This window comes from Mesorhizobium opportunistum WSM2075, assembly GCF_000176035.2.
GTDB lineage: Bacteria > Pseudomonadota > Alphaproteobacteria > Rhizobiales > Rhizobiaceae > Mesorhizobium > Mesorhizobium opportunistum.
In genome coordinates this window covers 1,053,641-1,074,476 of sequence record NC_015675.1, presented here as the reverse complement: position 1 = coordinate 1,074,476, position 20,836 = coordinate 1,053,641, and the positions used below count along the sequence as shown (strand labels likewise).

The 20,836-nt window shown below is 64.1% G+C and carries 22 protein-coding genes; 11 read left to right on the top strand and 11 right to left on the bottom strand.

The window, feature by feature from the left end; genetic code table 11:
• Positions 1–3 precede the first annotated feature (3 nt).
• From sucC to MESOP_RS05060, 5 genes are all read right to left on the bottom strand, one after another.
• Positions 4–1,197 carry an ADP-forming succinate--CoA ligase subunit beta gene (gene sucC / locus MESOP_RS05080; RefSeq protein ID WP_013892251.1) on the bottom strand — a complete coding sequence of 398 codons (1,194 nt, stop codon included), beginning with the start codon at positions 1,195–1,197 and terminating at the stop codon, positions 4–6.
• A gap of 30 nt (positions 1,198–1,227) precedes the next feature.
• Entirely contained in the window at positions 1,228–2,196 is a 969-nt protein-coding gene (gene mdh / locus MESOP_RS05075) for a malate dehydrogenase (RefSeq protein ID WP_013892250.1), read from the bottom strand.
• Between the two features lie 363 nt (positions 2,197–2,559).
• Positions 2,560–3,747 carry a cell division protein ZapE gene (zapE, locus tag MESOP_RS05070; protein WP_013892248.1) on the bottom strand — a complete coding sequence of 396 codons (1,188 nt, stop codon included), beginning with the start codon at positions 3,745–3,747 and terminating at the stop codon, positions 2,560–2,562.
• Between the two features lie 185 nt (positions 3,748–3,932).
• The gene (locus MESOP_RS05065; protein WP_013892247.1) at positions 3,933–4,472 is read right to left on the bottom strand and encodes a protease inhibitor Inh/omp19 family protein; all 540 of its coding nucleotides are present in this window, start codon (positions 4,470–4,472) and stop codon (positions 3,933–3,935) included.
• A gap of 138 nt (positions 4,473–4,610) precedes the next feature.
• Positions 4,611–5,054, bottom strand: a complete 444-nt coding sequence (locus MESOP_RS05060) for a VOC family protein (RefSeq protein WP_013892246.1) — start codon at positions 5,052–5,054, stop codon at positions 4,611–4,613.
• 121 nt (positions 5,055–5,175) lie between these two features.
• Here MESOP_RS05060 and MESOP_RS05055 point away from each other — a divergent pair, with 121 nt between their 5' ends.
• From MESOP_RS05055 to MESOP_RS05015, 9 genes are all read left to right on the top strand, one after another.
• Complete coding sequence (locus tag MESOP_RS05055; RefSeq protein WP_013892245.1) at positions 5,176–6,216, top strand: MBL fold metallo-hydrolase; 1,041 nt, start codon at positions 5,176–5,178, stop codon at positions 6,214–6,216.
• Between the two features lie 90 nt (positions 6,217–6,306).
• A complete protein-coding gene (locus MESOP_RS05050) occupies positions 6,307–6,873 on the top strand; it encodes a hypothetical protein (RefSeq protein ID WP_013892244.1) in 567 nt (188 codons plus the stop codon).
• A gap of 97 nt (positions 6,874–6,970) precedes the next feature.
• Positions 6,971–7,132: a DUF1328 family protein gene (locus MESOP_RS33305; protein WP_013892243.1), complete on the top strand. Its 162-nt coding sequence runs from the start codon at positions 6,971–6,973 to the stop codon at positions 7,130–7,132.
• Positions 7,133–7,205: 73 nt separating this feature from the next.
• Positions 7,206–8,090: a diaminopimelate epimerase gene (dapF, locus tag MESOP_RS05040; RefSeq protein WP_013892242.1), complete on the top strand. Its 885-nt coding sequence runs from the start codon at positions 7,206–7,208 to the stop codon at positions 8,088–8,090.
• On the top strand, positions 8,090–9,430 hold the full coding sequence (mtaB, locus tag MESOP_RS05035) for a tRNA (N(6)-L-threonylcarbamoyladenosine(37)-C(2))-methylthiotransferase MtaB (protein WP_013892241.1): 1,341 nt from the start codon (positions 8,090–8,092) through the stop codon (positions 9,428–9,430). The genes dapF and mtaB overlap by 1 nt, the downstream gene beginning before the upstream one ends.
• A gap of 12 nt (positions 9,431–9,442) precedes the next feature.
• Positions 9,443–11,335, top strand: coding sequence for a signal recognition particle-docking protein FtsY (gene ftsY, locus MESOP_RS05030; protein ID WP_013892240.1), 1,893 nt, complete (start codon positions 9,443–9,445; stop codon positions 11,333–11,335).
• A gap of 51 nt (positions 11,336–11,386) precedes the next feature.
• Positions 11,387–12,061, top strand: a complete 675-nt coding sequence (locus tag MESOP_RS05025) for a septation protein A (protein WP_013892239.1) — start codon at positions 11,387–11,389, stop codon at positions 12,059–12,061.
• Positions 12,062–12,132: 71 nt separating this feature from the next.
• A complete protein-coding gene (locus tag MESOP_RS05020) occupies positions 12,133–12,753 on the top strand; it encodes a pyridoxamine 5'-phosphate oxidase family protein (protein WP_013892238.1) in 621 nt (206 codons plus the stop codon).
• Between the two features lie 41 nt (positions 12,754–12,794).
• Positions 12,795–13,328 (top strand): NADPH-dependent FMN reductase, encoded by a 534-nt coding sequence (locus MESOP_RS05015; RefSeq protein WP_041164000.1) that lies wholly within the window; start codon positions 12,795–12,797, stop codon positions 13,326–13,328.
• A 168-nt stretch (positions 13,329–13,496) separates the two neighbouring features.
• Here the strand turns inward: MESOP_RS05015 and MESOP_RS05010 are convergent, their stop codons facing one another.
• Together MESOP_RS05010 and MESOP_RS05005 are read right to left on the bottom strand one after the other, a co-directional pair.
• Positions 13,497–13,703, bottom strand: coding sequence for a tautomerase family protein (locus tag MESOP_RS05010; RefSeq protein ID WP_013892236.1), 207 nt, complete (start codon positions 13,701–13,703; stop codon positions 13,497–13,499).
• A gap of 179 nt (positions 13,704–13,882) precedes the next feature.
• Positions 13,883–14,803: an SMP-30/gluconolactonase/LRE family protein gene (locus MESOP_RS05005; protein ID WP_013892235.1), complete on the bottom strand. Its 921-nt coding sequence runs from the start codon at positions 14,801–14,803 to the stop codon at positions 13,883–13,885.
• A gap of 294 nt (positions 14,804–15,097) precedes the next feature.
• On the opposite strand from MESOP_RS05005, the gene MESOP_RS33300 reads away from it, so the two are divergent.
• Positions 15,098–15,265, top strand: a complete 168-nt coding sequence (locus MESOP_RS33300; RefSeq protein ID WP_013892234.1) for a hypothetical protein — start codon at positions 15,098–15,100, stop codon at positions 15,263–15,265.
• A 163-nt stretch (positions 15,266–15,428) separates the two neighbouring features.
• Here the strand turns inward: MESOP_RS33300 and MESOP_RS05000 are convergent, their stop codons facing one another.
• The 4 genes from MESOP_RS05000 to ccmA form a co-directional block, all read right to left on the bottom strand.
• Entirely contained in the window at positions 15,429–16,007 is a 579-nt protein-coding gene (locus MESOP_RS05000; protein WP_013892233.1) for a DsbE family thiol:disulfide interchange protein, read from the bottom strand.
• Positions 16,004–16,177, bottom strand: coding sequence for a heme exporter protein CcmD (gene ccmD / locus MESOP_RS04995; RefSeq protein WP_013892232.1), 174 nt, complete (start codon positions 16,175–16,177; stop codon positions 16,004–16,006). The genes MESOP_RS05000 and ccmD overlap by 4 nt, the downstream gene beginning before the upstream one ends.
• A gap of 136 nt (positions 16,178–16,313) precedes the next feature.
• On the bottom strand, positions 16,314–16,979 hold the full coding sequence (ccmB, locus tag MESOP_RS04990; protein WP_041163999.1) for a heme exporter protein CcmB: 666 nt from the start codon (positions 16,977–16,979) through the stop codon (positions 16,314–16,316).
• A 193-nt stretch (positions 16,980–17,172) separates the two neighbouring features.
• On the bottom strand, positions 17,173–17,781 hold the full coding sequence (gene ccmA / locus MESOP_RS04985; RefSeq protein ID WP_013892230.1) for a heme ABC exporter ATP-binding protein CcmA: 609 nt from the start codon (positions 17,779–17,781) through the stop codon (positions 17,173–17,175).
• Positions 17,782–18,066: 285 nt separating this feature from the next.
• On the opposite strand from ccmA, the gene acnA reads away from it, so the two are divergent.
• On the top strand, positions 18,067–20,757 hold the full coding sequence (gene acnA, locus MESOP_RS04980; protein ID WP_013892229.1) for an aconitate hydratase AcnA: 2,691 nt from the start codon (positions 18,067–18,069) through the stop codon (positions 20,755–20,757).
• The last annotated feature ends 79 nt before the right edge of the window (positions 20,758–20,836 follow it).

Here is a 20,836-nt window from a genome sequence, read left to right as displayed (position 1 = left end):
GGCTCAGCCCTTCACCGCCGACACGATCTTCTTGGCCGCGTCGTCGAGATCGTCCGCCGACACCACGTTCAAGCCGCTGTCGTTGATGATCTTCTTGCCGAGCTCGGCATTGGTGCCTTCCAGGCGCACCACCAGCGGCACCTTCAGCCCGACTTCCTTGACCGCGGCGATGACGCCCTCGGCGATGATGTCGCACTTCATGATGCCGCCGAAGATGTTGATCAGGATGCCTTTGACCGCCGGATCCTTGGTGATGATCTTGAACGCCGCCGTCACCTTCTCCTTGGACGCGCCGCCGCCGACATCGAGGAAGTTGGCGGGCTCGGCGCCGTAGAGCTTGATGATGTCCATCGTTGCCATGGCAAGGCCCGCGCCGTTGACCATGCAGCCGATATTGCCGTCGAGCGCGACATAGGCGAGGTCGTATTTGGACGCCTCGATTTCCTTCTCGTCCTCTTCGGTGGTGTCGCGCAGTTCCATCACGTCGGGGTGGCGGAACAGCGCGTTGTTGTCGAACGACACCTTGGCGTCGAGCACGCGCAGCCGGCCGTTCTTCATGACGATCAGCGGGTTGACCTCGAGCAGGCTCATATCCTTCTCGACGAACGCCTTGTAGAGGATCGGGAACAGCGTGTTGCCATCGTTGGCAGCGTCGCCGTCAAGCTTGAGCGCCGTGTTGAGCGCCTTCAGATCGGCCGCGGTCACACCCTTTTCCGGATCGATGGCGACGGTGATGATCTTTTCCGGCGTATCATGCGCGACCGCCTCGATGTCCATGCCGCCCTCGGTCGAGACGACGAAGGCAACGCGGCCGACCGAACGGTCGACCAGGATCGACAAGTACAGCTCGCGCTCGATGTCGGCGCCGTCCTCGATGTAGAGGCGGTTGACCTGCTTGCCGGCAGGCCCGGTCTGCTTGGTGACCAGCGTGTGGCCGAGCATCTCGTTGGCGTTGGCGACGACATCGGCCACCGACTTCGCCAAACGCACGCCGCCCTTGGCATCGGGGCCAAGTTCCTTGAACTTTCCCTTGCCGCGGCCGCCGGCGTGAATCTGGCTCTTCACCACATAGAGCGGGCCGGGAAGCGCTTGTGCCGCGGCTTCCGCCTCATCGGCCTTGAACACCGGCACCCCCTCGGCCACCGGCGCGCCAAAGCTCTTCAGCAGCGCCTTGCCCTGATATTCATGGATGTTCATATGGGTTGTCTCCAGATCGGCTGCTGGGGTTCACTTAGAGGCGAGTTGCGGCGCGATCTTGACGCAGGCCTCGGTCAGGCCCTGCACCGTCGCCACCGAAGCGTCGAACATCTTCTGCTCGGCCTTGTTGAGGTCGATCTCGATGATGCGCTCGACACCGCCGGCGCCGATGACCACGGGAACGCCGACATAGGTGCCCTTGACGCCATACTGGCCGGAAAGGTGCGCCGCGCACGGCAGCACGCGCTTCTTGTCCTTGAGATAGGCTTCGGCCATCGAGATCGCCGAGGCGGCCGGGGCGTAATAGGCCGAGCCGGTCTTGAGCAGGCCGACGATCTCGGCGCCGCCGTCGCGGGTGCGCTGCACGATCTGGTCGAGCTTCTCCTTCGAGGTCCAGCCCATCTTGATGAGATCGGGCAGCGGAATGCCCGATACCGTCGAATAACGGATCATCGGCACCATGGAATCGCCGTGGCCGCCGAGCACGAAGGCGGTGACGTCCTCGACCGAGACCTTGAATTCCTCGGCCAGGAAGTAGCGGAAGCGCGAACTATCGAGCACGCCGGCCATGCCGACGACATGGGTCTTGGGCAGGCCGGAAAACTTCTGTAGCGCCCACACCATGGCATCGAGCGGATTGGTGATGCAGATGACGAAAGCCTTCGGCGCGTATTTCTTCAGGCCGGCGCCGACCTGTTCCATGACCTTGAGGTTGATGCCCAGCAGGTCGTCGCGGCTCATGCCCGGCTTGCGTGGCACGCCGGCGGTGACGATGCAGACATCGGCGCCCTCGATGCCGGCGTAGTCGTTGACGCCGGTCAGCCGGGAATCGAAACCATCGACCGGCGACGACTGCGCGATATCGAGCCCCTTGCCTTGCGGGATGCCCTCGGCGATATCGAACAGCACCACGTCGCCGAGATCCTTGAGGCCGATCATGTGGGCGAGCGTGCCGCCGATCATGCCCGAGCCGATGAGCGCTATCTTGTTGCGTGCCATGTGAGGATTTTTTCCCTTTGTCTGTGACTGCGCCCAAGTCTTTGACGACTTGATGACGGTGCCGAGGAAGGAGGCCGGAATGCTGCGGGAAACCGCGAGATTTCGCCGCACCCAATAGCCCCGGTGCGTGGTAAATTCAAACGATTATTTTGGTGTGAGCATTTTCAATCGGTTAGATGGTTTGGGGTTTACGTAAACGTCAAAGTTTGTAAGCCGACTTGGAGGTATCTACACAATGAAGATGGAGATCGTAAGGCTTGAAGCCGGCGATGACGCCCTTGTGATGCGGGTCGCCGAGGATGTGTTCGAGTCTTGGAAGCTGCGGGACAGCGGGGGGCGCGAAGGATCTCAACCTTGTGAACCTTAGGCCTGCGCCTGCGCCGCCTTCGCCTTCCGACGCTCCGCCCAATCCTCCAGCCAGTCCCGGCTCTGCATCTCGATCAGGCGTGAGGCCGTGCGTTCGAATTCGAACACCTCTACGCCGCGCTTGGCCACATAAAGCTCTTGCGGCGGAGCGTCGGCGCTCACCACCAGCCGTGTGTGATGGTCGTAAAGCGTGTCGATCAGCAGGATGAAGCGCTTGGCCTCGTTGCGTTTGCCTTCGCCCAGCACCGGCACATGGTCGATGAAGACGGTCGAGAAGCGCCCGGCAATGGCCAGGAAATCGCGAGCGCCGAGCGGCTTTTCGCAGAGATCGGCGAAGGAAAAACGCGCCGCGTCGCCGGCGGCGGCCGGCACGATCACTTGCCGGCCCTTCAGCGTCAGCGATGTCGCGGCCGTCGGCGCGCCGCGCGTCATCGTTTGCCACGCCGCGTCGAGCATATGGTCGGCGGCAGCGTCCGCCGGCGTGACATAGACCGGCGTGCGGGCGAGCTTTTCGAGCCGGTAGTCCTTGTCACTGTCGAGCGACAGCACCTGGGCGTGCCGTTCCAGTATGGCGATGAACGGCAGGAACAGCTGGCGGTTCAGCCCGTCGCTATAAAGGTTCTCCGGTGCCACGTTCGAGGTGGCGACCAGCACCACGCCGCTGGCGAACAATGCCGAGAACAGCCGCGACAGGATCATCGCATCGGCGATGTCGGTGACCGAGAACTCGTCGAAGCACAACACCCAGGCCTGCTCGGCCAGCGTCTTGGCAACCGGCGGGATCGGGTCGTCTTCCCTGACCTCGCCATTCTTGCGCGCCTGCCGATGCTTCTGGATGCGGTCCTGCACGTCGGCCATGAAGTCGTTGAAGTGGACCCGGCGCTTGCGCCGGACCGGTAGCAGCTCGAAGAACATGTCCATCAGCATGGTCTTGCCGCGACCGACGCCGCCATGGATATAGAGGCCCTTGACGATGTCCCGCGTCTCGCGCTTGCGGGCAAACAGCCAGCCCAGCGCACTCGACTTGTGCGCCAGCCGTTTTGCCGAGATCTCCGATGTCAGCCGGTCGAGTGCCGCGGCGATGCGTTCCTGCGCCGGATCGCGTTCGATCCCGCCGGTTTCCACCAGATGGTCGTAGCGCTGCCTGACGGTCGCATGGGTCTGGAGGCCGTCACGCAGATGCATCGGTCACGTCGTTTGTACAGAGCAAGAATCCTCAGGGACTAGGTGTGTTGAGATTCAGGTCAGGCCTAGCCGAGAATGGTGGCTTTCGAGAACCGGAGCGGAGCGTACTTAAAGTACGTGAGCACCGGAAGCGCAGAAAACCGCCGTTCGCAGGCCGGCATCACCTGAATATCGGCATACATAGCCTACCTTGTAAGCGAAATCGCCTGGCCGCTGGAAGTCTGGCCGTCGAATTTCGAGCCGCCCGAGGAATAGAGCCGCGCCAGCGAACCGCCATTCTCGTCATAGAGCGTCAGCTGCTTGCCGGCGACGTTCCAGGACTTGATGCCGTCGATCGGCGCCGGGCAATGCAGCGGCCCGGCGCGGAAGCCGGCGCCGAACTTGGTCTGCGGCGTCGCCACCTTGCAGCTCTGGCCGGCAACGCTGACGTTCCATACGCCGGCGACGCTGGCCGCGCTGAGGTCCGCGGCCCCTGCCGGCGCTGTGCCATCCGGCGGCAAGGACGCGACCTGCGTGTTCGCCGGCGCTGTCGGGAATTGCGCTGGGTCGGTGGTGCCGGGCGCGGCCGGCGGCGGCAGCTGGTTGGAGGTCACCTGGCCGGCCGGGGCCGGCTGCAGCGGCGCCGGCTGCTGGTCGTCCATCGACGAGAAGCGTGAGGTCGAGCAGCCGCCCGCAAAAAGCGCTGCCAACGATACGGCCACCAGACCGCTTTTCGAAAAATTCATTGCAACCTCCGTCGGATCCGGCTGGGGGGATGCCGTCCGCGCAATCTCACCTCCACCAAGATGGAGAAGGTGGCGAAATTTCAACCCGATATGGTTAAAATAGGGTTTGCAGCAAGATTTGTTGCAAATTTATCGCATTTACGGCGCTAGACGCGCGCTCGGCACGAACACATATCCGTCCGGCCCGACGATATGGCATTCGCGCAAGCCATGCGGCTTGTCGATCGAGCCGGCCAGCACGATGTGGCCATGTTCCAGTGCCGCCGCCTCGACCGCATCAGGATCCGCGCCATAGAGACGCAGTTCGATGCCGGCGCCGCGCGTCTCGATGCCGGCGACGACCCCGGTCATCGGATTGTCGAGATAGGAGTGGTCGGCGTGCAGCATGAACACCGATCCCAGAAGCTCGATCGCCGCGAAATCTTCGTCGGCATAGATCATATGGGCGCCGAGCACGTCCCGGCAGAAGGCCTCCATCGCCGCCATGTCGCTTACCAGCAGGTTGACGCCGATGCCGCGCGCCAGCGAGCGGCCGAAATCCTCGGCCTTCATCCATGGCGTCTTCGTCCGCTTCATGGCCATGGCGTTGTCCTCGCTCCCAATCCTTGGCGATCCCACTCGAACCGGGGCGATCCTAGTCGAACCGGCTGCCTCACCCTTGGCATTCGCTCGCCAAATGCTTGCGCCAGCCAAGGCAGCGCTTATGTCTAGAAATCCAACCCTGCCGGAGCGCAAGAATTTGGCCGCGAGACCGAAAGTCGCCAACCGCTATTACAGCGGCCCGCCCAGCGATCATTTCGACGGCAGCCTGTTCTTCAATCCCGGCGGCCAGTTGCCCGGCCGTTTCGCCGATCTGCTGAAATGGCAGTTCAGCGGCCAACGCGCCAAATGGCCGGCCACCGATCCGAGCCCCCTGCCGCAGGCGAGGCCGGCGGGGCGAGTAAACGGCTCCGGTCTGACCGTGACCATGGTCGGCCATTCGACCTTGCTGGTCCAGACGGCCGGCCTGAACATCCTCACCGATCCGGTCTGGTCGCCGCGCGCATCGCCGTTTTCCTTTGCCGGCCCAAAGCGTATCAATCCGCCGGGGATCGCCTTTGCCGACCTGCCGCCGATCGACCTCGTGCTGGTCAGCCACAACCATTACGACCATCTCGACCTCGCCACGCTCAGGCAGTTGAAAGCCAGCCATGACCCGCTGCTGATCACTCCGCTCGGCAATGACATGCTGATTGGCCAGGCGGTTCCCGGCATGCGGCTGGCGGCGCATGACTGGGGCGACAGGATCGAGCTCGGCAATGGCGCCTTCATTCATGTCGAGCCGGCGCATCACTGGTCGGCGCGCGGCGCCCGCGACCGGCGCATGGCGCTGTGGGCCGGCTTCGTTGTGGAGACACCGGGCGGCAAGACCTACTTCGCCGGCGACACCGGCTTCCACGATGGCATCAACTACCGGCTGATGGCTGGGAAGCATGGTGGCTTCCGCTTCGCCATCCTGCCGATCGGCGCCTACGAACCACGCTGGTTCATGGCATCCCAGCACCAGAACCCGGAGGAAGCGGTGCAGGGCATGAAACTGTGCAATGCGGCTTTCGCCGCCGGCTGCCACTGGGGCACGTTCCAGCTCACCGATGAGCCGATCGACGAGCCGGTCCGGAAACTGGCCGAGGCGCTTGCGGCCGAGCAGCTGTCGCCGGAGCGCTTTCGCGCCTTGCGGCCCGGTGAAGTCTGGGACGTGCCCTGAGGCTCGGTATCTGCCTGGATTGGCGTTTACCTCACGGCGGTTTTCGCCCACCATGATGTCATCATGTCTCGAGGAACGGAGTCGCGCCTCATGAAAACAGTCCTGGCAGCCCTCGTCGCCGCCGCAATCTCCACCTCGACGGCCTTTGCCGGTGAGATCGGCGACCGTGCCGCCGAAGCCGAAAAGCTGCTCCAGTCCGGTGATTCCGCCGGCGCGCTGGAAAAGTTCCGCGGTGCCGAGGACGCGCTGTGGGAGGCGATGCCGCTCGCCGTCCTCAACGTCAAGCACGTCGACACCGCGGCGGGCTTCGGCATCTACACCGAGCGCGCGAACCACATCTATAAACCCGGCGAGAAGATCGTGCTCTACATGGAGCCGGTCGGCTACGGCTACGGCTCCGACGGGCTCGGCAACAAGCAGATCTCGCTTTCGGTTGACCTGACCGTGGTTTCAGCCTCCGGCGAGGAACTCGGCAAGATGGAGAAGATCAGCCGCGTCCAGGTCGCCTCGCGCTCGCGCAACCGCGAACTGTTCTTCAAGCTGGACCTGTCCCTCGATGGCTTGCCGCCCGGCAAATACCGCTGCGACTTCCTCATGCACGACGAGAATTCGAGCAAGACGGGGCCGTTCAGCACCGACATCGAGATCGCCGGCTAGGTTTCGCCGCTGACATTCCCTCGCGAGCGACGGAACCCAAGCACGACAGCAGCGTTTTCATGCAGTTACAAAATCTGTCGGCTCGAGAGGCATTTCCATGCTCAGATGGATCATCATTCTCCTGATCATCGCCGCCGCCGCCAGCCTGCTCGGCATGCCGGCGTTGGCCGGGGCCGCAGCCACTGGCGCGCGCATCCTTATCGGTATCGTGCTCATCATCTTCCTGCTGATCTTGTTTGGGGTCTTCGCGGTGACGTAAAGCGGCTGCGCACTGGTAATTCCCGCCCGTTTCCGCCATATAGCGCCAAACGGACACGGAACTTTTCGGAGCGATGGCAAGCACGACCCCTTTCGCCAAGATGAACGGCATCGGCAACGAGATTATCGTCGCCGACATGCGCGGTCGCGCCGATCGGGTGACGGCGGCCGCGGCGATCACGCTCAACGCCGATGCCGCGACCGGCTTCGACCAGATCATGGCGATCCATGACGCAAGGACGCCGGGCACCGCCTTTTTCATCGACATCCTGAATTCCGACGGCACCGGTGCACAGGCCTGCGGCAACGGCATGCGCTGCGTCGTCCAGGCGCTCGCCGCGGAGACTGGCCAAAAGAGCTTCACCTTCGAGACCGTCGCCGGCATCCTCAACGCCAGTGAACATGCCGACGGCTCGATCTCGGTCGACATGGGCATGCCGCGTTTCGGCTGGCAGGACATTCCGCTGGCCGAAGAATTCCGCGACACCCGCATGATCGAATTGCAGATCGGCCCGATCGACGCGCCGGTGCTGCATTCCCCCTCCGCCGTCTCGATGGGCAACCCGCACGCCATCTTCTGGGTCGACCGCGACGTCTGGTCCTACGAGCTCGACCGTTTCGGTCCGCTGCTCGAAAACCACCCGATCTTCCCCGAACGCGCCAACATCACGATCGCGCAGGTCACGTCGCCCGAGAGCATGATCATCCGCACCTGGGAACGCGGCGCCGGCCTGACCAAGGCCTGCGGCACCGCCTCCTGCGCCGCCGTGGTGGCAGCGGCCCGCACCAGGCGGACCGGGCGCAGCGTCAGCCTGCTGACCCCCGGCGGCGGCACGCTGCATGTCGAATGGCGCGACGATGACCACGTCATCCTGACGGGTGCCGCCGAATGGGAATTTTCCGGCAGCTTCGATCCCTCGACCGGCGCCTGGGCCCGCGACACCGAAAGCGCGGCCTGATGTCGGTTGCTCTGTCCAAGAGCCCGAACGTCGATGGCTCCCTTTCCGAGGCCCCTAGCCGCATCGACGTGGTGACCTTCGGCTGCCGGCTGAACACCTATGAATCCGAGGTGATGCGGCGCGAGGCCGAAACGGCGGGTCTCGGCGCGCTGGCCGGCGGTGCCGTGATCTTCAACACCTGCGCCGTCACCGGCGAGGCCGTGCGCCAGGCCAGGCAGGCGATCCGCAAGGCGCGCCGCGACAACCCGCAGGCGCGCATCATCGTCACCGGCTGCGCCGCGCAAACCGAGCCTGAAAAATTCGCCGCAATGGACGAGGTCGATCTCGTGCTTGGCAATGAGGAGAAGTTGCGGGCGCATTCCTATCGCGCGCTGCCGGATTTCGGCGTCAATGACACCGAGAAGGCCCGCGTCAACGACATCTTCTCGGTGCGCGAAACCGCCGGCCATATGGTCGACGCCATCGAGGGCCGGGCGCGTGCCTTCGTCCAGGTGCAGAACGGCTGCGACCATCGCTGCACCTTCTGCATCATCCCTTACGGCCGCGGCAATTCGCGCTCGGTGCCGATGGGCGCCGTGGTCGAGCAGGTCAAGCGTCTCGCCGGCAATGGTTATGCCGAGATCGTGCTGACCGGCGTCGACATGACGTCTTTCGGCGCCGACCTGCCGGGCGCGCCCAAGCTCGGCAAGCTTGTGAAGACGATCCTCCGGCAGGTGCCGGACGTGAAGCGCCTGCGGCTGTCGTCGATCGATTCGATCGAGGCCGATGACGAACTGCTCGACGCCATCGCCAACGAGCCCAGGCTAATGCCGCATCTGCACCTCTCGCTGCAGTCGGGCGACGACATGATCCTGAAGCGCATGAAGCGCCGCCATCTGCGCGACCAGTCGATCCGCTTCTGCGAGGATGTGCGCAAGCTGCGCCCTGCAATCGTCTTCGGCGCCGACATCATCGCCGGCTTCCCGACCGAGACCGACGACATGTTCGAGAACTCGATCAATATCGTCGCGGAGTGCGGCCTGACCCATCTCCACGTCTTTCCGTTCAGCCCGCGCGAAGGCACGCCCGCGGCACGCATGCCGCAGCTGCGCCGCGAGGTGGTCAAGCAGCGCGCCGCCCGGCTGCGTGCAGCCGGTGAAGCCGCCTATCGGCGTCACCTGTCGTCACTTCCCGGCACGCGCCAGTCGATCCTGATCGAGCGTGACGGGCTTGGCCGCACCGAAGGCTTCACGCTTGCCGCATTGGGCACCGGCGCGCCGGGCGAGATCGTCGAAGCGACAATTACTGACCACGATGGCGCCCGGCTGATCGCGGCCCCGCTTGCCGCTTGCGCCGCCTGAGAAACGCAAAGCATGGCTGGTTTTTTCAAGAAGATATTTTCGTTCGGCAAGAAAGAAATTGTCGAGGAGCGGATCGACGAGACCGCCCCCCTCCCGCCGATCAAATGGGATGCGCTGGACGCGCTGAAGCCGGCGGCCGAGCCTGCGCCCCACCCTCCCCCCGAGGGGGAGGGTCGACGCGAAGCGGCGGGGCGGGGTGACAGCGCCGACGCCAGCGCCAGTCACCCCCACCCCCGAGCTGCGCTCGGGACCTCCCCCCTCGAGGGGGAGGTAAAGCCCGCGCCTCAGCCGGCACCCGAAGAACCAGCACCCGAGCCGGCGCCCACCATCCCGCCTGCGCCCGAGCCGACGGTTCCATCCGAGCCGGAACCGCTGCCCGGACCGGAGCCGGACGAGGAGCCGGCACCCGCGCCAGAGACCCCGGAGCCACCGGCGCCAGAGGAAATTCCGGTACCCCCGGCGGCTCCGGAGCCCGTTCCCGAGCCTCAGCCGCAAGAAGTTCCTGCTCCCGCGCCGGCCGAGCCGGAAATTGTTCCGTCGCGCCCGGAGGGACCGCCGGAACAAGCGCCCGTCGAAGTGCCGGTCCCGCCTGCCGAGGTCCCAGCCGAACAGCCCGCACCTGTCGAGGTGCCGCCGGCCGCGCCTTCCGCACAGCCGACTTCAAAGGCCAGCGCCGCCCCTCATCCGCCTGCCGGCACCTTCTCCCCGTATAGGGACGGGGAGAAGGAAGAAGCACCAGCGCCCCACCCTCCCCTCGATGGGGAGGGTCGACGCGAAGCGGCGGGGTGGGGTGATAGCGCCGACGCCGACGCCAGTCACCCCCACCCCCAAGCTTCGCTTGGGACCTCCCCCATCGAGGGGGAGGTAAAACCAGCGCCTGTTCCGCCACCGCCGGCGCCGGAGCCCAAACCCGCTCCTGGCAAGGTGACCGTCACCAAGAAGGTCGAGCAGAAGGCCGAATCGGCGAAGGCGCCGGAGCCGGCACCGAGGCGCTCCTGGTTCCAGCGCATGCGCGACGGGCTCGCCCGCTCCTCGCGCGAACTCACCGGCAACATCGCCGGCGTCTTCACCAAGCGCAAGCTGGACGAGGACACGCTGCAGGACCTCGAAGACGTACTGATCCGCGCCGATCTCGGCATGGAGACAGCCTTGCGCGTCACCGATGCTCTAGCCTCCAGCCGCTACGGCAAGGACGTCTCCGACACCGAAGTGCGCGCCATCATGGCGGCCGAGGTGGAGAAGGTGCTGACCCACGTCGCCATGCCGTTGGAGCTCGACCTCTCGCACAAGCCGCATGTCATCCTGGTGGTCGGCGTCAATGGCACCGGCAAGACCACGACCATCGGCAAGCTCGCGGCAAAACTGACCGATGGCGGCCTGTCGGTTATGCTCGCCGCCGGCGACACTTTCCGCGCTGCCGCGATCGAACAGCTCAAGATCTGGGGCGAGCGCACGAACTCGCCGGTCATCGCCTCCAAGCTCGGTGCCGATGCCGCCGGCCTCGCCTACGATGCTTTCGAACGAGCGAAGGAAGCCGGCTCCGACGTGCTGATCATCGACACCGCCGGCCGCCTGCAGAACAAGACCGAGCTGATGGCGGAACTGGAAAAGATCGTCCGCGTGCTCGGCAAGCTCGACCCGGAAGCGCCGCACACCGTGCTGCAGACTGTCGACGCCACCACCGGCCAGAACGCGCTCAACCAGGTCGAGATCTTCCGCAATGTCGCCGGCGTCAACGGCCTGGTGATGACCAAGCTGGACGGCACGGCGCGCGGCGGTATTCTGGTGGCGATCGCGGCAAAGCACAAATTGCCGGTCTATTTCATCGGCGTCGGCGAACAGGTCGACGACCTCGAACCTTTCTCGGCAAGCGAATTCGCCAGGGCGATCGCTGGAGTTGCGTAGCGGCATGATCCCGAAAATTTTTGAACGGGATCGTGCGTAAGAAGGAAGATCATGAACCCACCCATTCTCGAACGCGACCCGTCCGACCCGCAGAAAGAGAAGAAGGAAGGCGTCAATCCGCTGCTCAAGCTGGTGCTGGAGCTGGGTCCCTTGCTGGTCTTCTTCTTCGCCAATGCGCGCGGCCCATGGCTGGTGGAGAAATTCCCGGTGCTGGCCGAGTTCGGCGGCCCGATCTTCGTCGCCACCGGCCTGTTCATGGCCGCCACAGCCATCGCGCTGGTCGTGTCCTGGCTGCTTATTCGCAGCTTGCCGATCATGCCGTTGGTGTCCGGCGTCGTCGTCTTCATCTTCGGTGCGCTGACGCTCTATCTGCAGGACGACATCTTCATCAAGATGAAGCCGACCATCGTCAACACGCTGTTCGGCGGCGTGCTGCTCGGCGGCCTGTTCTTCGGCCGGTCGCTGCTCGGCTATGTCTTCGAATCCGCCTTTAAGCTCGACGCCGAAGGCTGGCGCAAGCTCACTTTCCGCTGGGGCCTGTTCTTCCTGTTCCTGGCCATCGTCAACGAAGTGGTGTGGCGCAATTTTTCCACCGATGCCTGGGTTACCTTCAAGGTCTGGGGCATCATGCCGATCACGCTTCTGTTCACCTTCAGCCAAATGCCGCTGATCCTGCGCCATTCGCTGGACGACAAGGCCGGCGGGGAAGAAAAGGCCGGCAAGTAGAGCAATTCCAGGAAAAGCGCGTAACGCCTTCCCTAGTGAATTGCCTCAAGAACCAAATGGGAGAGAGGGTCATGGAATTCGTCACCACGCGCGAGGAGTTGCGGACGATCTACAAGACGCCGCGGCCGACCGATGGTTCGATTCGCAAGGAATTGAAGGCGCTCGATGGCCATTGCCGTTCCTTCATCGGCAAGAGCCCGTTCGTGCTGATCGGCTCCTCCGACGGCGAAGGCAATTCCGACGTAACGCCGAAGGGCGACAAACCGGGCTTCGCCGTCGTTCTCGACGACAGGACCATCGCCATTCCAGACCGGCCCGGCAACAACCGGCTGGACACGCTGGAAAACATCCTGCGCAATCCCTCGGTCGGGCTGCTTTTCCTCATCCCCGGCATGAACGAGACGCTACGCGTCAATGGCGATGCCCGCATCACCGTCGACGCGGGTTTGCGCGAGCGCCTTGCCGTCGACGGCAAGGAGCCGCAAAGCGTCATCGTCGTCACCGTCAAGGCTACCTACATGCATTGCGCCAAGGCCTTCATGCGCTCCGACCTGTGGAAGCCGGAGACCTGGTACGACCGCGCGACGCTGCCGACGCTCGGCCAGATCCTGCGCGACCAGTTGGCGCTGGCCGATTCGGCCGAGGCGACCGACCGCTGGCTGGACGACGAATACAAGCAGACCATGTGGTAGGCTTTTCCGGACACGATTCGTCCGAACTGGCCTCACCGACTGTGCTGAACATCCTCGCCATCTCCGGCAGTCTGCGGGCCGCCTCCACCAATTCGGCCTTGGTCGAAGCATTGGCGCGCAACGCGCCGGCCGGATGCCGCGTCACCGTCTATGACGGGCTCGGCCGCCTGCCGATCTTCAATCCCGACGATGAAGGCGAGCGGACACCGCACGCAGCCTCCGATCTGATCGATGCCGTCACCGCCGCCGACGGCATTATCGTCTCCTGTCCCGAATATGCCCATGGCGTGCCGGGCGGGCTGAAGAACGCGCTCGACTGGCTGGTGTCGCGCGACGCGGCCGTCGCCAAGCCAGCTATGCTGGCGCACGCCTCGCCGCGCTCGTTGTATGCCCGCGCCGCTTTGGCCGAAATCATGCGCACCATGTCGTTCGCGCTTTATGAGGACGCGGTGCTGGAGATTGCGCTGCTGGGGAAGAAGCCGCCGCAGGTAGAGGCTATTTTGGCTGAGCCGGCGAATGTGACAGCGATGCGCGACGCGCTCAAGGCTTTCGCGGGCTTTATCCGCGCACGTTGAATGGCGCCCGCTCTTCCTTCTCCCCTTGCGGGAGAAGGTGGCCTCACGAAGTGAGGTCGGATGAGGGGTGTTCCAGCTTGGCGCCGACGGCATTCCGTCACCCACCCCTCAACCGTCTCGGCGCTGACGCGCCGATCCACCTTCTCCCACAAGGGGAGAAGGGAAGACCTACCCCTTCCGCAACGTCTCGACATCGGTTTTGCCGACATACCAATCGCGGGCGTTGACCTCTTCGAAGACCACCCAGACATCGTCATTGCCGAGCCCGGTGGCGTCCATGATGGCCGCGGTGACTTTCTTGGCGATGTCAGCCTTCTTGCCTGCCGGATCGGCGGCGATCACTTCCTTGACGATGCGGATGTTGACGAATGGCATGACGTCCTCCCCTTCAAATGGCTAACGCCGTTGAGAGACCGTTTCGAAATTCGCTCTGGCGAGTCATATGATGGTGGTTTCGAGAACCGGAGCGGAGCGTACTTTTGGGTACGTGAGCACCGGAAGCGCAGAAAACGCCTTTAGATGGCCGTCAGAGTAGAATTTCCAAACGGTCTCACTCAAAAAGTCTTGGCTCCGTTCACCATCAGCCGCACCATGTAGAGCGAGGTGGTGCCGGCGATGTAGAGACAGTTCAGCTTGTTGCCGCCGAACACGCAATTGGCGGTCACCTCCGGCACCTTGACCTTGCCGATCAGCGTACCGTCCGGATCGTAGCAATGGATGCCGTCGGCGGCGCTGGTCCAGATGCGCCCGTCCGCGTCGAGCCGGAAGCCGTCGAACAGGCCGGCCGTGCAATCGGCGAAGACCTTGCCGCCCGACACCTTCTTGCCGTGCTTGCCGACATTGAAGACCCGCATATGCGCCGGGTTCTCGGCGCCATGCGTGCGACCGGTGTCGACGACATAGAGCAAGCTCTCGTCCAGCGAAAAGGCGAGCCCATTGGGTCTGACCATATCGGTGATGACGGCCTCGATCTCGCCGGTATCGGGATCGACCCGGTAGACGTGGCAAGCACCGATCTCGCTCTCGGCCTTGTCGCCCTCATAGTCGGTGTCGATGCCGTAGGTCGGATCGGTGAACCAGATCGAACCGTCGGACTTCACCACCGCGTCATTGGGCGAGTTCAGCCGCTTGCCCTTCCATTTGGCGGCAATCGTGGTGACCGAGCCGTCATGCTCGGTACGGCTGACGCGGCGGCCGGAGTGCTCGCATGTCACCAGCCGGCCCTGCCGGTCGACGGTGTTGCCGTTGGAATTGCCCGATGGCTGCCGAAAGACGCTGACGCTGCCGTCCGTCTCGTCGTAGCGCAGCATGCGGTTGTTCGGAATGTCGGACCAGACGACATAACGGCCGGCGGCGAACCAGGCCGGCCCTTCCGCCCAGCGGCATCCGGTGAACAGCTTTTCCACCTGCGCGTTGCCGTTGAACAGGCGCGCGAAGCGCGGATCGAGAATTTCGTAATAGTCTGCGGCCGCCATGCATTTCCTCCCGGTCTCACGTGACGCCGGATCAAGCCAGCCCGCGATCGATATGGCAAGACAGGACGCCTGCAATTTGTATGACAAAACGGAGAGGAAGCGCCCGGTCGACCTGGCTCGGCTGCCCGCCGTTCAACCGCGGCGCACTTTAGGACCCGATTAACCGGCTATGCGCTGCGCGCAATGGTGCATTGCAACATCTTCTTTTTGCAACGCACCAATACTATGTCATGTTCCGTACTGCCAAGGGAGGAAGAACCCGCCGCCAGAATGCGGCACAGAAGGACCCTTGCTATGATCTTCAACGATCTCATGACCCGCGCTCGCACCAGCATCGCCAAGCGCAAGCACTACAACCGCCTCGTCGCCGAAATCGACAGCTTTTCCAGCCGCGACCTCGCCGACATGCGCGCCGATCGCTCGGAAATGCTCTACCAGATCCACAAGCAGATCTACGGCTGAGCCACATTCGTCATCCTCGGGCTTGACCCGAGGATCCATGCCGCGACTTCAAGCGAAGAATGCAGCGGCTCGGAATAGCGGTTCTATCCACGGTGAGAGTCCCCAATTCTGGCTCCGCCTTGCCTGCCATCAACATCACGGCATGGAAGGCGAAAGAGCACCGTCAGTTCGGCGCCGCCAATACCTTGTCGATCTGTGGCAGCAACAAATCCCTTGCCGTCTCCGCCGTCAGCGGGCCGACATGCTTGTAGGCAATCTTGCCGTCCTTGCCGATGACGAAGGTTTCCGGCACGCCATAGACACCCCAGTCGATCGCCGCGCGGCCGGCTTCGTCGACACCGATGGCCTGGAACGGATTGCCGAGATCGCCGAGGAACCGGCGGGCGTTTTCCGGCCGGTCCTTGTAGTTCAGCGCCGCCATCACGAACCGCTTGTCCTGCGACAGCGCCAGGAGCACCGGGTGCTCTTCGCGGCATGGCGCGCACCACGACGCAAAGACGTTGACCAGGGTGACCTTGCCGACGAAGTTTTTGGAATCGAGCCCCGGCAGGTTCGATCCTTCCAGCGCCGGCAGGTTGGTCTGCGGCGCCGGCAGGCCGATCAGCGCCGACGGCACTTCCGAAATATCGCGCCCCGACAATAGCTGCGACAGGAACAGTCCTGCCAGGCCGAGGAAGACCAGCAGCGGCAAGAGCACGAACAGGCGCCGGCCGCGTGACGGTGTTTCGGTTTCGCTACTCACGGCTTTGCTGTCCCAGCCCTATCGGAACGGCGCTTCACGCCGGCCGCTTCGAGTTCGGCGAGTTCGCGCTTGCGCGCCCGCTGGTCGAGCAGGATCCAGCCGATCAGCCCGGCCAGGACCAACGCGGTGATGGCATAGGCCGCGGTGACATAGAGCGCATGCGCACTCATGCGGTCCGCTCCATTCCAGCGTCTCTTTCCAACCGTCGTTCGGTCATGCTTTCCCTTAACCGCGCATCGGCGGCTTCGCAATCGGGCGCCGCGCCGCAGTCCTCAGGCCCATGGTCTTCAGTCTTGTACTGCCGCATCAATCCGTACCGTGGCGCAAGGCCAGCGCCGCCGACACCGGCCCCAGCACGGCAAGAAACAGTGTCAGCGCGGCAAGAATGAGGAAAGGCTGCAGGAAAGGATCGGGATTGGCGGTGGCGCCATAGCTCGCCGAAACGCCGAAGATCAGCACCGGTATGGTCAGCGGCAGCACCAGCACCGAGATCAAGAGCCCACCGCGCGGCAGCGCCACCGCCACCGCCGCCCCGGCGGCACCGATGAAGGTGATCGCCGGCGTGCCGACCAGCAGCGTCAGCGCCGTGGCGCCTATCGCCAGCGGCTCCATATTCATGAACAGCCCGAGCAAAGGAGCCGCGACCACCAGCGGCAGCACGCTGCCAGCCCAATGCGCCAGGCATTTCACCAGCACCGTCAGCGCCAGCATGTGCCGGTCGTTGCCGAGCACCAGGAGATCGAGCGAGCCATCCTCGCGATCGGCCTGGAACAGCCGGTCGAGCCCAAGCAGGCAGGACAGCAGCGCGCCGATCCACAATATCGCCGGGCCGATGCGGGCCAGCAGCCTGAGGTCGGGCCCGACGCCGAACGGAATGGTGGCGATGACGGCCAGGAAGAAGATGACACCGGTCAAAGCGCCGCCGCCGGCGCGGATGTTGAGGCGGATGTCGCGGAGGAAGAGGGCTAGCATGATGTGAGATGTCGGCGCCCAGGCGCCCCCCTCTGTCCTGCCGGACATCTCCCCCTCAAGGGGGGAGATTGGATGTCACCTCGGCTTTCGCCAATCTTCAACGTCGGAGGGCTGGCGAGACGCATGAACTGCCAATCTCCCCCCCGGAGGGGGAGATGGCCGGCAGGACAGAGGGGGGCGCCTCGCACCATCATCAATCCGTTTCCCCCATCACCAACGTCTTCGCCCCATCCAATCCCAACGGCAGATGCGTCGCCGCGACAATCATCCCACCCTCGGCGCAATGCCTCGCCATCAGCCCCGCAAACCGCGCCTCCGAAGCCTTGTCCAGCCCCGCCGTCGGCTCATCGAGCAGCCACAGCGGCCGCTGGCTGACCAGAAGCTTGGCAATCGCCGCGCGCCGCCTCTGTCCTGTCGAGAGATAGCCGAACGGCAGATGGCCGATGCCGCCGAGCCCGACGGTCTCCAGCGCCTCGTCGACGCCGACGTCTCCGCTACCGTTGAAATCGCGCCAGAAGCGCAGGTTTTCCGCCACGCTCAGCGCCGGCTTCATCGCGTTCTGGTGGCCGAGGTAATGACAGGCCGAGGCAATGGACGGAAATGCCTCGCCGCCGCCTTCGAGCAGCAACCGGCCTTCGGCCACCGGCAACAGCCCGGCGACGATCCTGAGCAAGGTCGATTTGCCCGATCCGTTCGGCCCGGTGACGACCAGCGCCTGGCCTCGGTCGAGCGCAAAACCGACGCCGGAAAACACCGTCTCGCCGCCGCGTTCGCCGCCCAGATTTTCGGCGATCAGCCGCATCCCTCGCCTGCCCTGAAATCAATGTTTCGCGAGCGCTGCCGCATCGCACAAATTTGCTCCGCAACTGTCTAGAACTATTCCAGAAAATTCTCTATATGCGGTGCATCCGTGCCAGCGGTCGGCGCGGGAACAGAATTTGCGCCGAACCAGCGCACGCGCCGCCTTGAACGGCTCGGGTTGCTTGGGAACGGACAGCGGAAATGGCCGTACCCGCACCTTTGCGCGTGATTGCATGCCATCGGCGTCCGTTCCCTTTCAGGCTGAACAGACAAGGACGGATCGCACGTGTCAAAATCCCTCGATAGCTTCAACTGCCGCCGCACCCTGACCGCGGGCGGCGCCGAGTATGTCTATTTCGACCTCGTCGAGGCCGAGAAGAACGGCCTCACCGGCATCGCCCAGCTGCCCTATTCGATGAAGGTGCTGCTCGAAAACCTGCTGCGCAACGAGGACGGCCGTTCCGTCACCAAGGACAGCATCCAGGCGGTCGCCGGCTGGCTGACCGACAAGGGCACGGCCGGCGTCGAGATTGCCTACCGCCCCGCCCGCGTGCTGATGCAGGATTTCACCGGCGTTCCCGCCGTGGTCGATCTGGCCGCCATGCGCGACGCCATGGCTTCGCTCGGCGGCGACCCGCAGAAGATCAACCCGCTGGTGCCCGTCGACCTCGTCATCGACCATTCCGTCATCGTCGACGAATTCGGCACGCCGCTGGCTTTCGCCAGGAATGTCAAGCTCGAATACGAGCGCAACGAGGAGCGCTACAAGTTTCTGAAATGGGGCCAGCAGGCGTTCCGCAACTTCCGCGTCGTGCCGCCGGGCACCGGCATCTGCCACCAGGTCAATCTCGAATATCTCGGCCAGGTGGTGTGGACCAACACCGAGGACGGCGAAACCACCGCTTACCCGGACACCTGCGTCGGCACCGATTCGCACACCACCATGATCAACGGCCTTGGTGTGCTCGGCTGGGGCGTCGGCGGCATCGAGGCCGAGGCCGCCATGCTCGGCCAGCCGGTTTCCATGCTGCTCCCTGAAGTCATCGGCTTCCGCCTCACAGGCAAGCTCAAGGAAGGCGTCACCGCCACCGACCTGGTGCTCACCGTCACCCAGATGCTGCGCAAGAAGGGCGTCGTCGGCAAGTTCGTCGAGTTCTTCGGCCCTGGCCTGTCCAACATGACGCTGGCCGACCGCGCCACCATCGGCAACATGGCGCCCGAATATGGCGCCACCTGCGGCTTCTTCCCGGTCGATTCGGAAACCATCCGCTATCTGACAATGTCCGGCCGCGAGGAAAGCCGCATCGCGCTGGTGGAAGCCTATTCCAAGGCGCAAGGCATGTGGCGCGAAGCCGGCTCCACCGACCCGGTCTTCACCGACCTGCTCGAACTGGAGCTGAGCAGCGTCGTGCCGTCGATGGCCGGCCCCAAGCGCCCCGAAGGCCGCGTCGCGCTGGAAGGCATTCCGGCCGGCTTCGCCAAGGCGATGGAGACCGAATACAAGAAGGCGGCCGAAATCTCCAAACGCTATGCCGTCGAAGGCACCGGCCATGATCTCGGCCATGGCGACGTCGTCATCGCCGCCATCACCTCCTGCACCAACACCTCGAACCCGAGCGTGCTGATCGGCGCCGGTCTTTTGGCGCGCAACGCCAACCGGCTCGGCCTCAAGCAGAAGCCGTGGGTGAAGACCTCGCTGGCGCCCGGCAGCCAGGTGGTCGCCGAATATCTGGAAAAGTCCGGCCTGCAGAAGGAGCTCGACCAGATCGGCTTCAATCTTGTCGGCTTCGGCTGCACCACCTGCATCGGCAATTCCGGCCCGCTGCCGGCGCCGATCTCCAAGACCATCAACGACAAGGGCTTGATTGCAGCCGCGGTGCTCTCCGGCAACCGCAATTTCGAAGGCCGCGTCTCGCCCGACGTGCAGGCGAACTATTTGGCGTCACCGCCGCTGGTCGTCGCCCATGCGCTGGCCGGCACTGTCACCAGGGACCTGACCACCGAGCCGCTCGGCGAGGACAAGAACGGCAATCCGGTCTACCTCAAGGACATCTGGCCGAGCTCGACCGAGATCCAGGAGTTCATCGAGAAGAACGTCACCCGCGAGCTGTTCGCCCGCAAATATGCCGACGTCTTCAAGGGCGACGAATACTGGCAGAACGTCAAGGCGCCGGAGGGCCAGACCTATGCCTGGGACGACAACTCGACCTATGTGCAGAACCCGCCCTATTTCGCCGGCATGACCGCCGGTTTCGGCAAGATCGGCGACATCAAGGGCGCCCGTGTGCTCGGCCTTTTCGGCGACAAGATCACCACCGACCACATCTCGCCGGCGGGCTCGATCAAGGCGGCGTCGCCTGCCGGCAAATACCTCACCGACCACGGCGTCGGCGTCGCCGACTTCAACCAGTACGGCACACGCCGCGGCAATCATGAAGTGATGATGCGCGGCACCTTCGCCAACATCCGCATCCGCAACCACATGCTGGGCGAGAACGGCCGCGAGGGCGGCTACACCATCCACTACCCGTCGAAGGAAGAGGAATCGATCTACGACGCGGCGATGGAATACAAGAAGGAAGGCGTGCCGCTGGTCATCTTCGCCGGCGTCGAATACGGCAACGGCTCCTCGCGTGACTGGGCGGCCAAGGGAACGAACCTGCTTGGCGTCCGCGCCGTCATCGCCCAGTCCTTCGAGCGCATCCACCGCTCGAACCTGGTCGGCATGGGCGTCATCCCCTTTGTCTTCGAGGAAGGCACCTCATGGGCTTCGCTCAACCTCAAGGGCGACGAGGTGGTCGAGATCGACGGCCTGAGCACCATCAAGCCGCGCCAGACGATGAACGCCAAGATCACCTATGGCGACGGCACGGTGAAGAACGTGCCGATCATCTGCCGCATCGATACGCTGGACGAGCTCGACTACTTCAAGAACGGCGGCATCCTGCAATACGTGCTGCGCGATCTGGCCGCGTAGCGGCAAGGCAGTAGGGCAGTAGGCAGTAGGCAGTAGGCAGTAGGGAATAGAACACCTACTGCCTACTGCCTACTGCCTA

Excerpts from the sequence above, each read along its gene's own strand:
- MESOP_RS05020 (WP_013892238.1), top strand. The coding sequence starts at position 12,133 with ATGGAATTCGTCACCACGCGCGAGGAGTTGCGGACGATCTACAAGACG.
- ccmA (WP_013892230.1), bottom strand. The coding sequence starts at position 17,781 with ATGCGGCTGATCGCCGAAAATCTGGGCGGCGAACGCGGCGGCGAGACG.
- mdh (WP_013892250.1), bottom strand. The coding sequence starts at position 2,196 with ATGGCACGCAACAAGATAGCGCTCATCGGCTCGGGCATGATCGGCGGC.
- MESOP_RS05055 (WP_013892245.1), top strand. The coding sequence starts at position 5,176 with ATGTCTAGAAATCCAACCCTGCCGGAGCGCAAGAATTTGGCCGCGAGA.
- MESOP_RS05010 (WP_013892236.1), bottom strand. The coding sequence starts at position 13,703 with ATGCCATTCGTCAACATCCGCATCGTCAAGGAAGTGATCGCCGCCGAT.
- MESOP_RS05060 (WP_013892246.1), bottom strand. The coding sequence starts at position 5,054 with ATGGCCATGAAGCGGACGAAGACGCCATGGATGAAGGCCGAGGATTTC.
- MESOP_RS05005 (WP_013892235.1), bottom strand. The coding sequence starts at position 14,803 with ATGGCGGCCGCAGACTATTACGAAATTCTCGATCCGCGCTTCGCGCGC.
- dapF (WP_013892242.1), top strand. The coding sequence starts at position 7,206 with ATGGCAAGCACGACCCCTTTCGCCAAGATGAACGGCATCGGCAACGAG.
- sucC (WP_013892251.1), bottom strand. The coding sequence starts at position 1,197 with ATGAACATCCATGAATATCAGGGCAAGGCGCTGCTGAAGAGCTTTGGC.
- ccmB (WP_041163999.1), bottom strand. The coding sequence starts at position 16,979 with ATGCTAGCCCTCTTCCTCCGCGACATCCGCCTCAACATCCGCGCCGGC.
- ftsY (WP_013892240.1), top strand. The coding sequence starts at position 9,443 with ATGGCTGGTTTTTTCAAGAAGATATTTTCGTTCGGCAAGAAAGAAATT.
- MESOP_RS05050 (WP_013892244.1), top strand. The coding sequence starts at position 6,307 with ATGAAAACAGTCCTGGCAGCCCTCGTCGCCGCCGCAATCTCCACCTCG.
- MESOP_RS33300 (WP_013892234.1), top strand. The coding sequence starts at position 15,098 with ATGATCTTCAACGATCTCATGACCCGCGCTCGCACCAGCATCGCCAAG.
- MESOP_RS05065 (WP_013892247.1), bottom strand. The coding sequence starts at position 4,472 with ATGAATTTTTCGAAAAGCGGTCTGGTGGCCGTATCGTTGGCAGCGCTT.
- MESOP_RS05025 (WP_013892239.1), top strand. The coding sequence starts at position 11,387 with ATGAACCCACCCATTCTCGAACGCGACCCGTCCGACCCGCAGAAAGAG.
- mtaB (WP_013892241.1), top strand. The coding sequence starts at position 8,090 with ATGTCGGTTGCTCTGTCCAAGAGCCCGAACGTCGATGGCTCCCTTTCC.
- ccmD (WP_013892232.1), bottom strand. The coding sequence starts at position 16,177 with ATGAGTGCGCATGCGCTCTATGTCACCGCGGCCTATGCCATCACCGCG.
- zapE (WP_013892248.1), bottom strand. The coding sequence starts at position 3,747 with ATGCATCTGCGTGACGGCCTCCAGACCCATGCGACCGTCAGGCAGCGC.
- MESOP_RS33305 (WP_013892243.1), top strand. The coding sequence starts at position 6,971 with ATGCTCAGATGGATCATCATTCTCCTGATCATCGCCGCCGCCGCCAGC.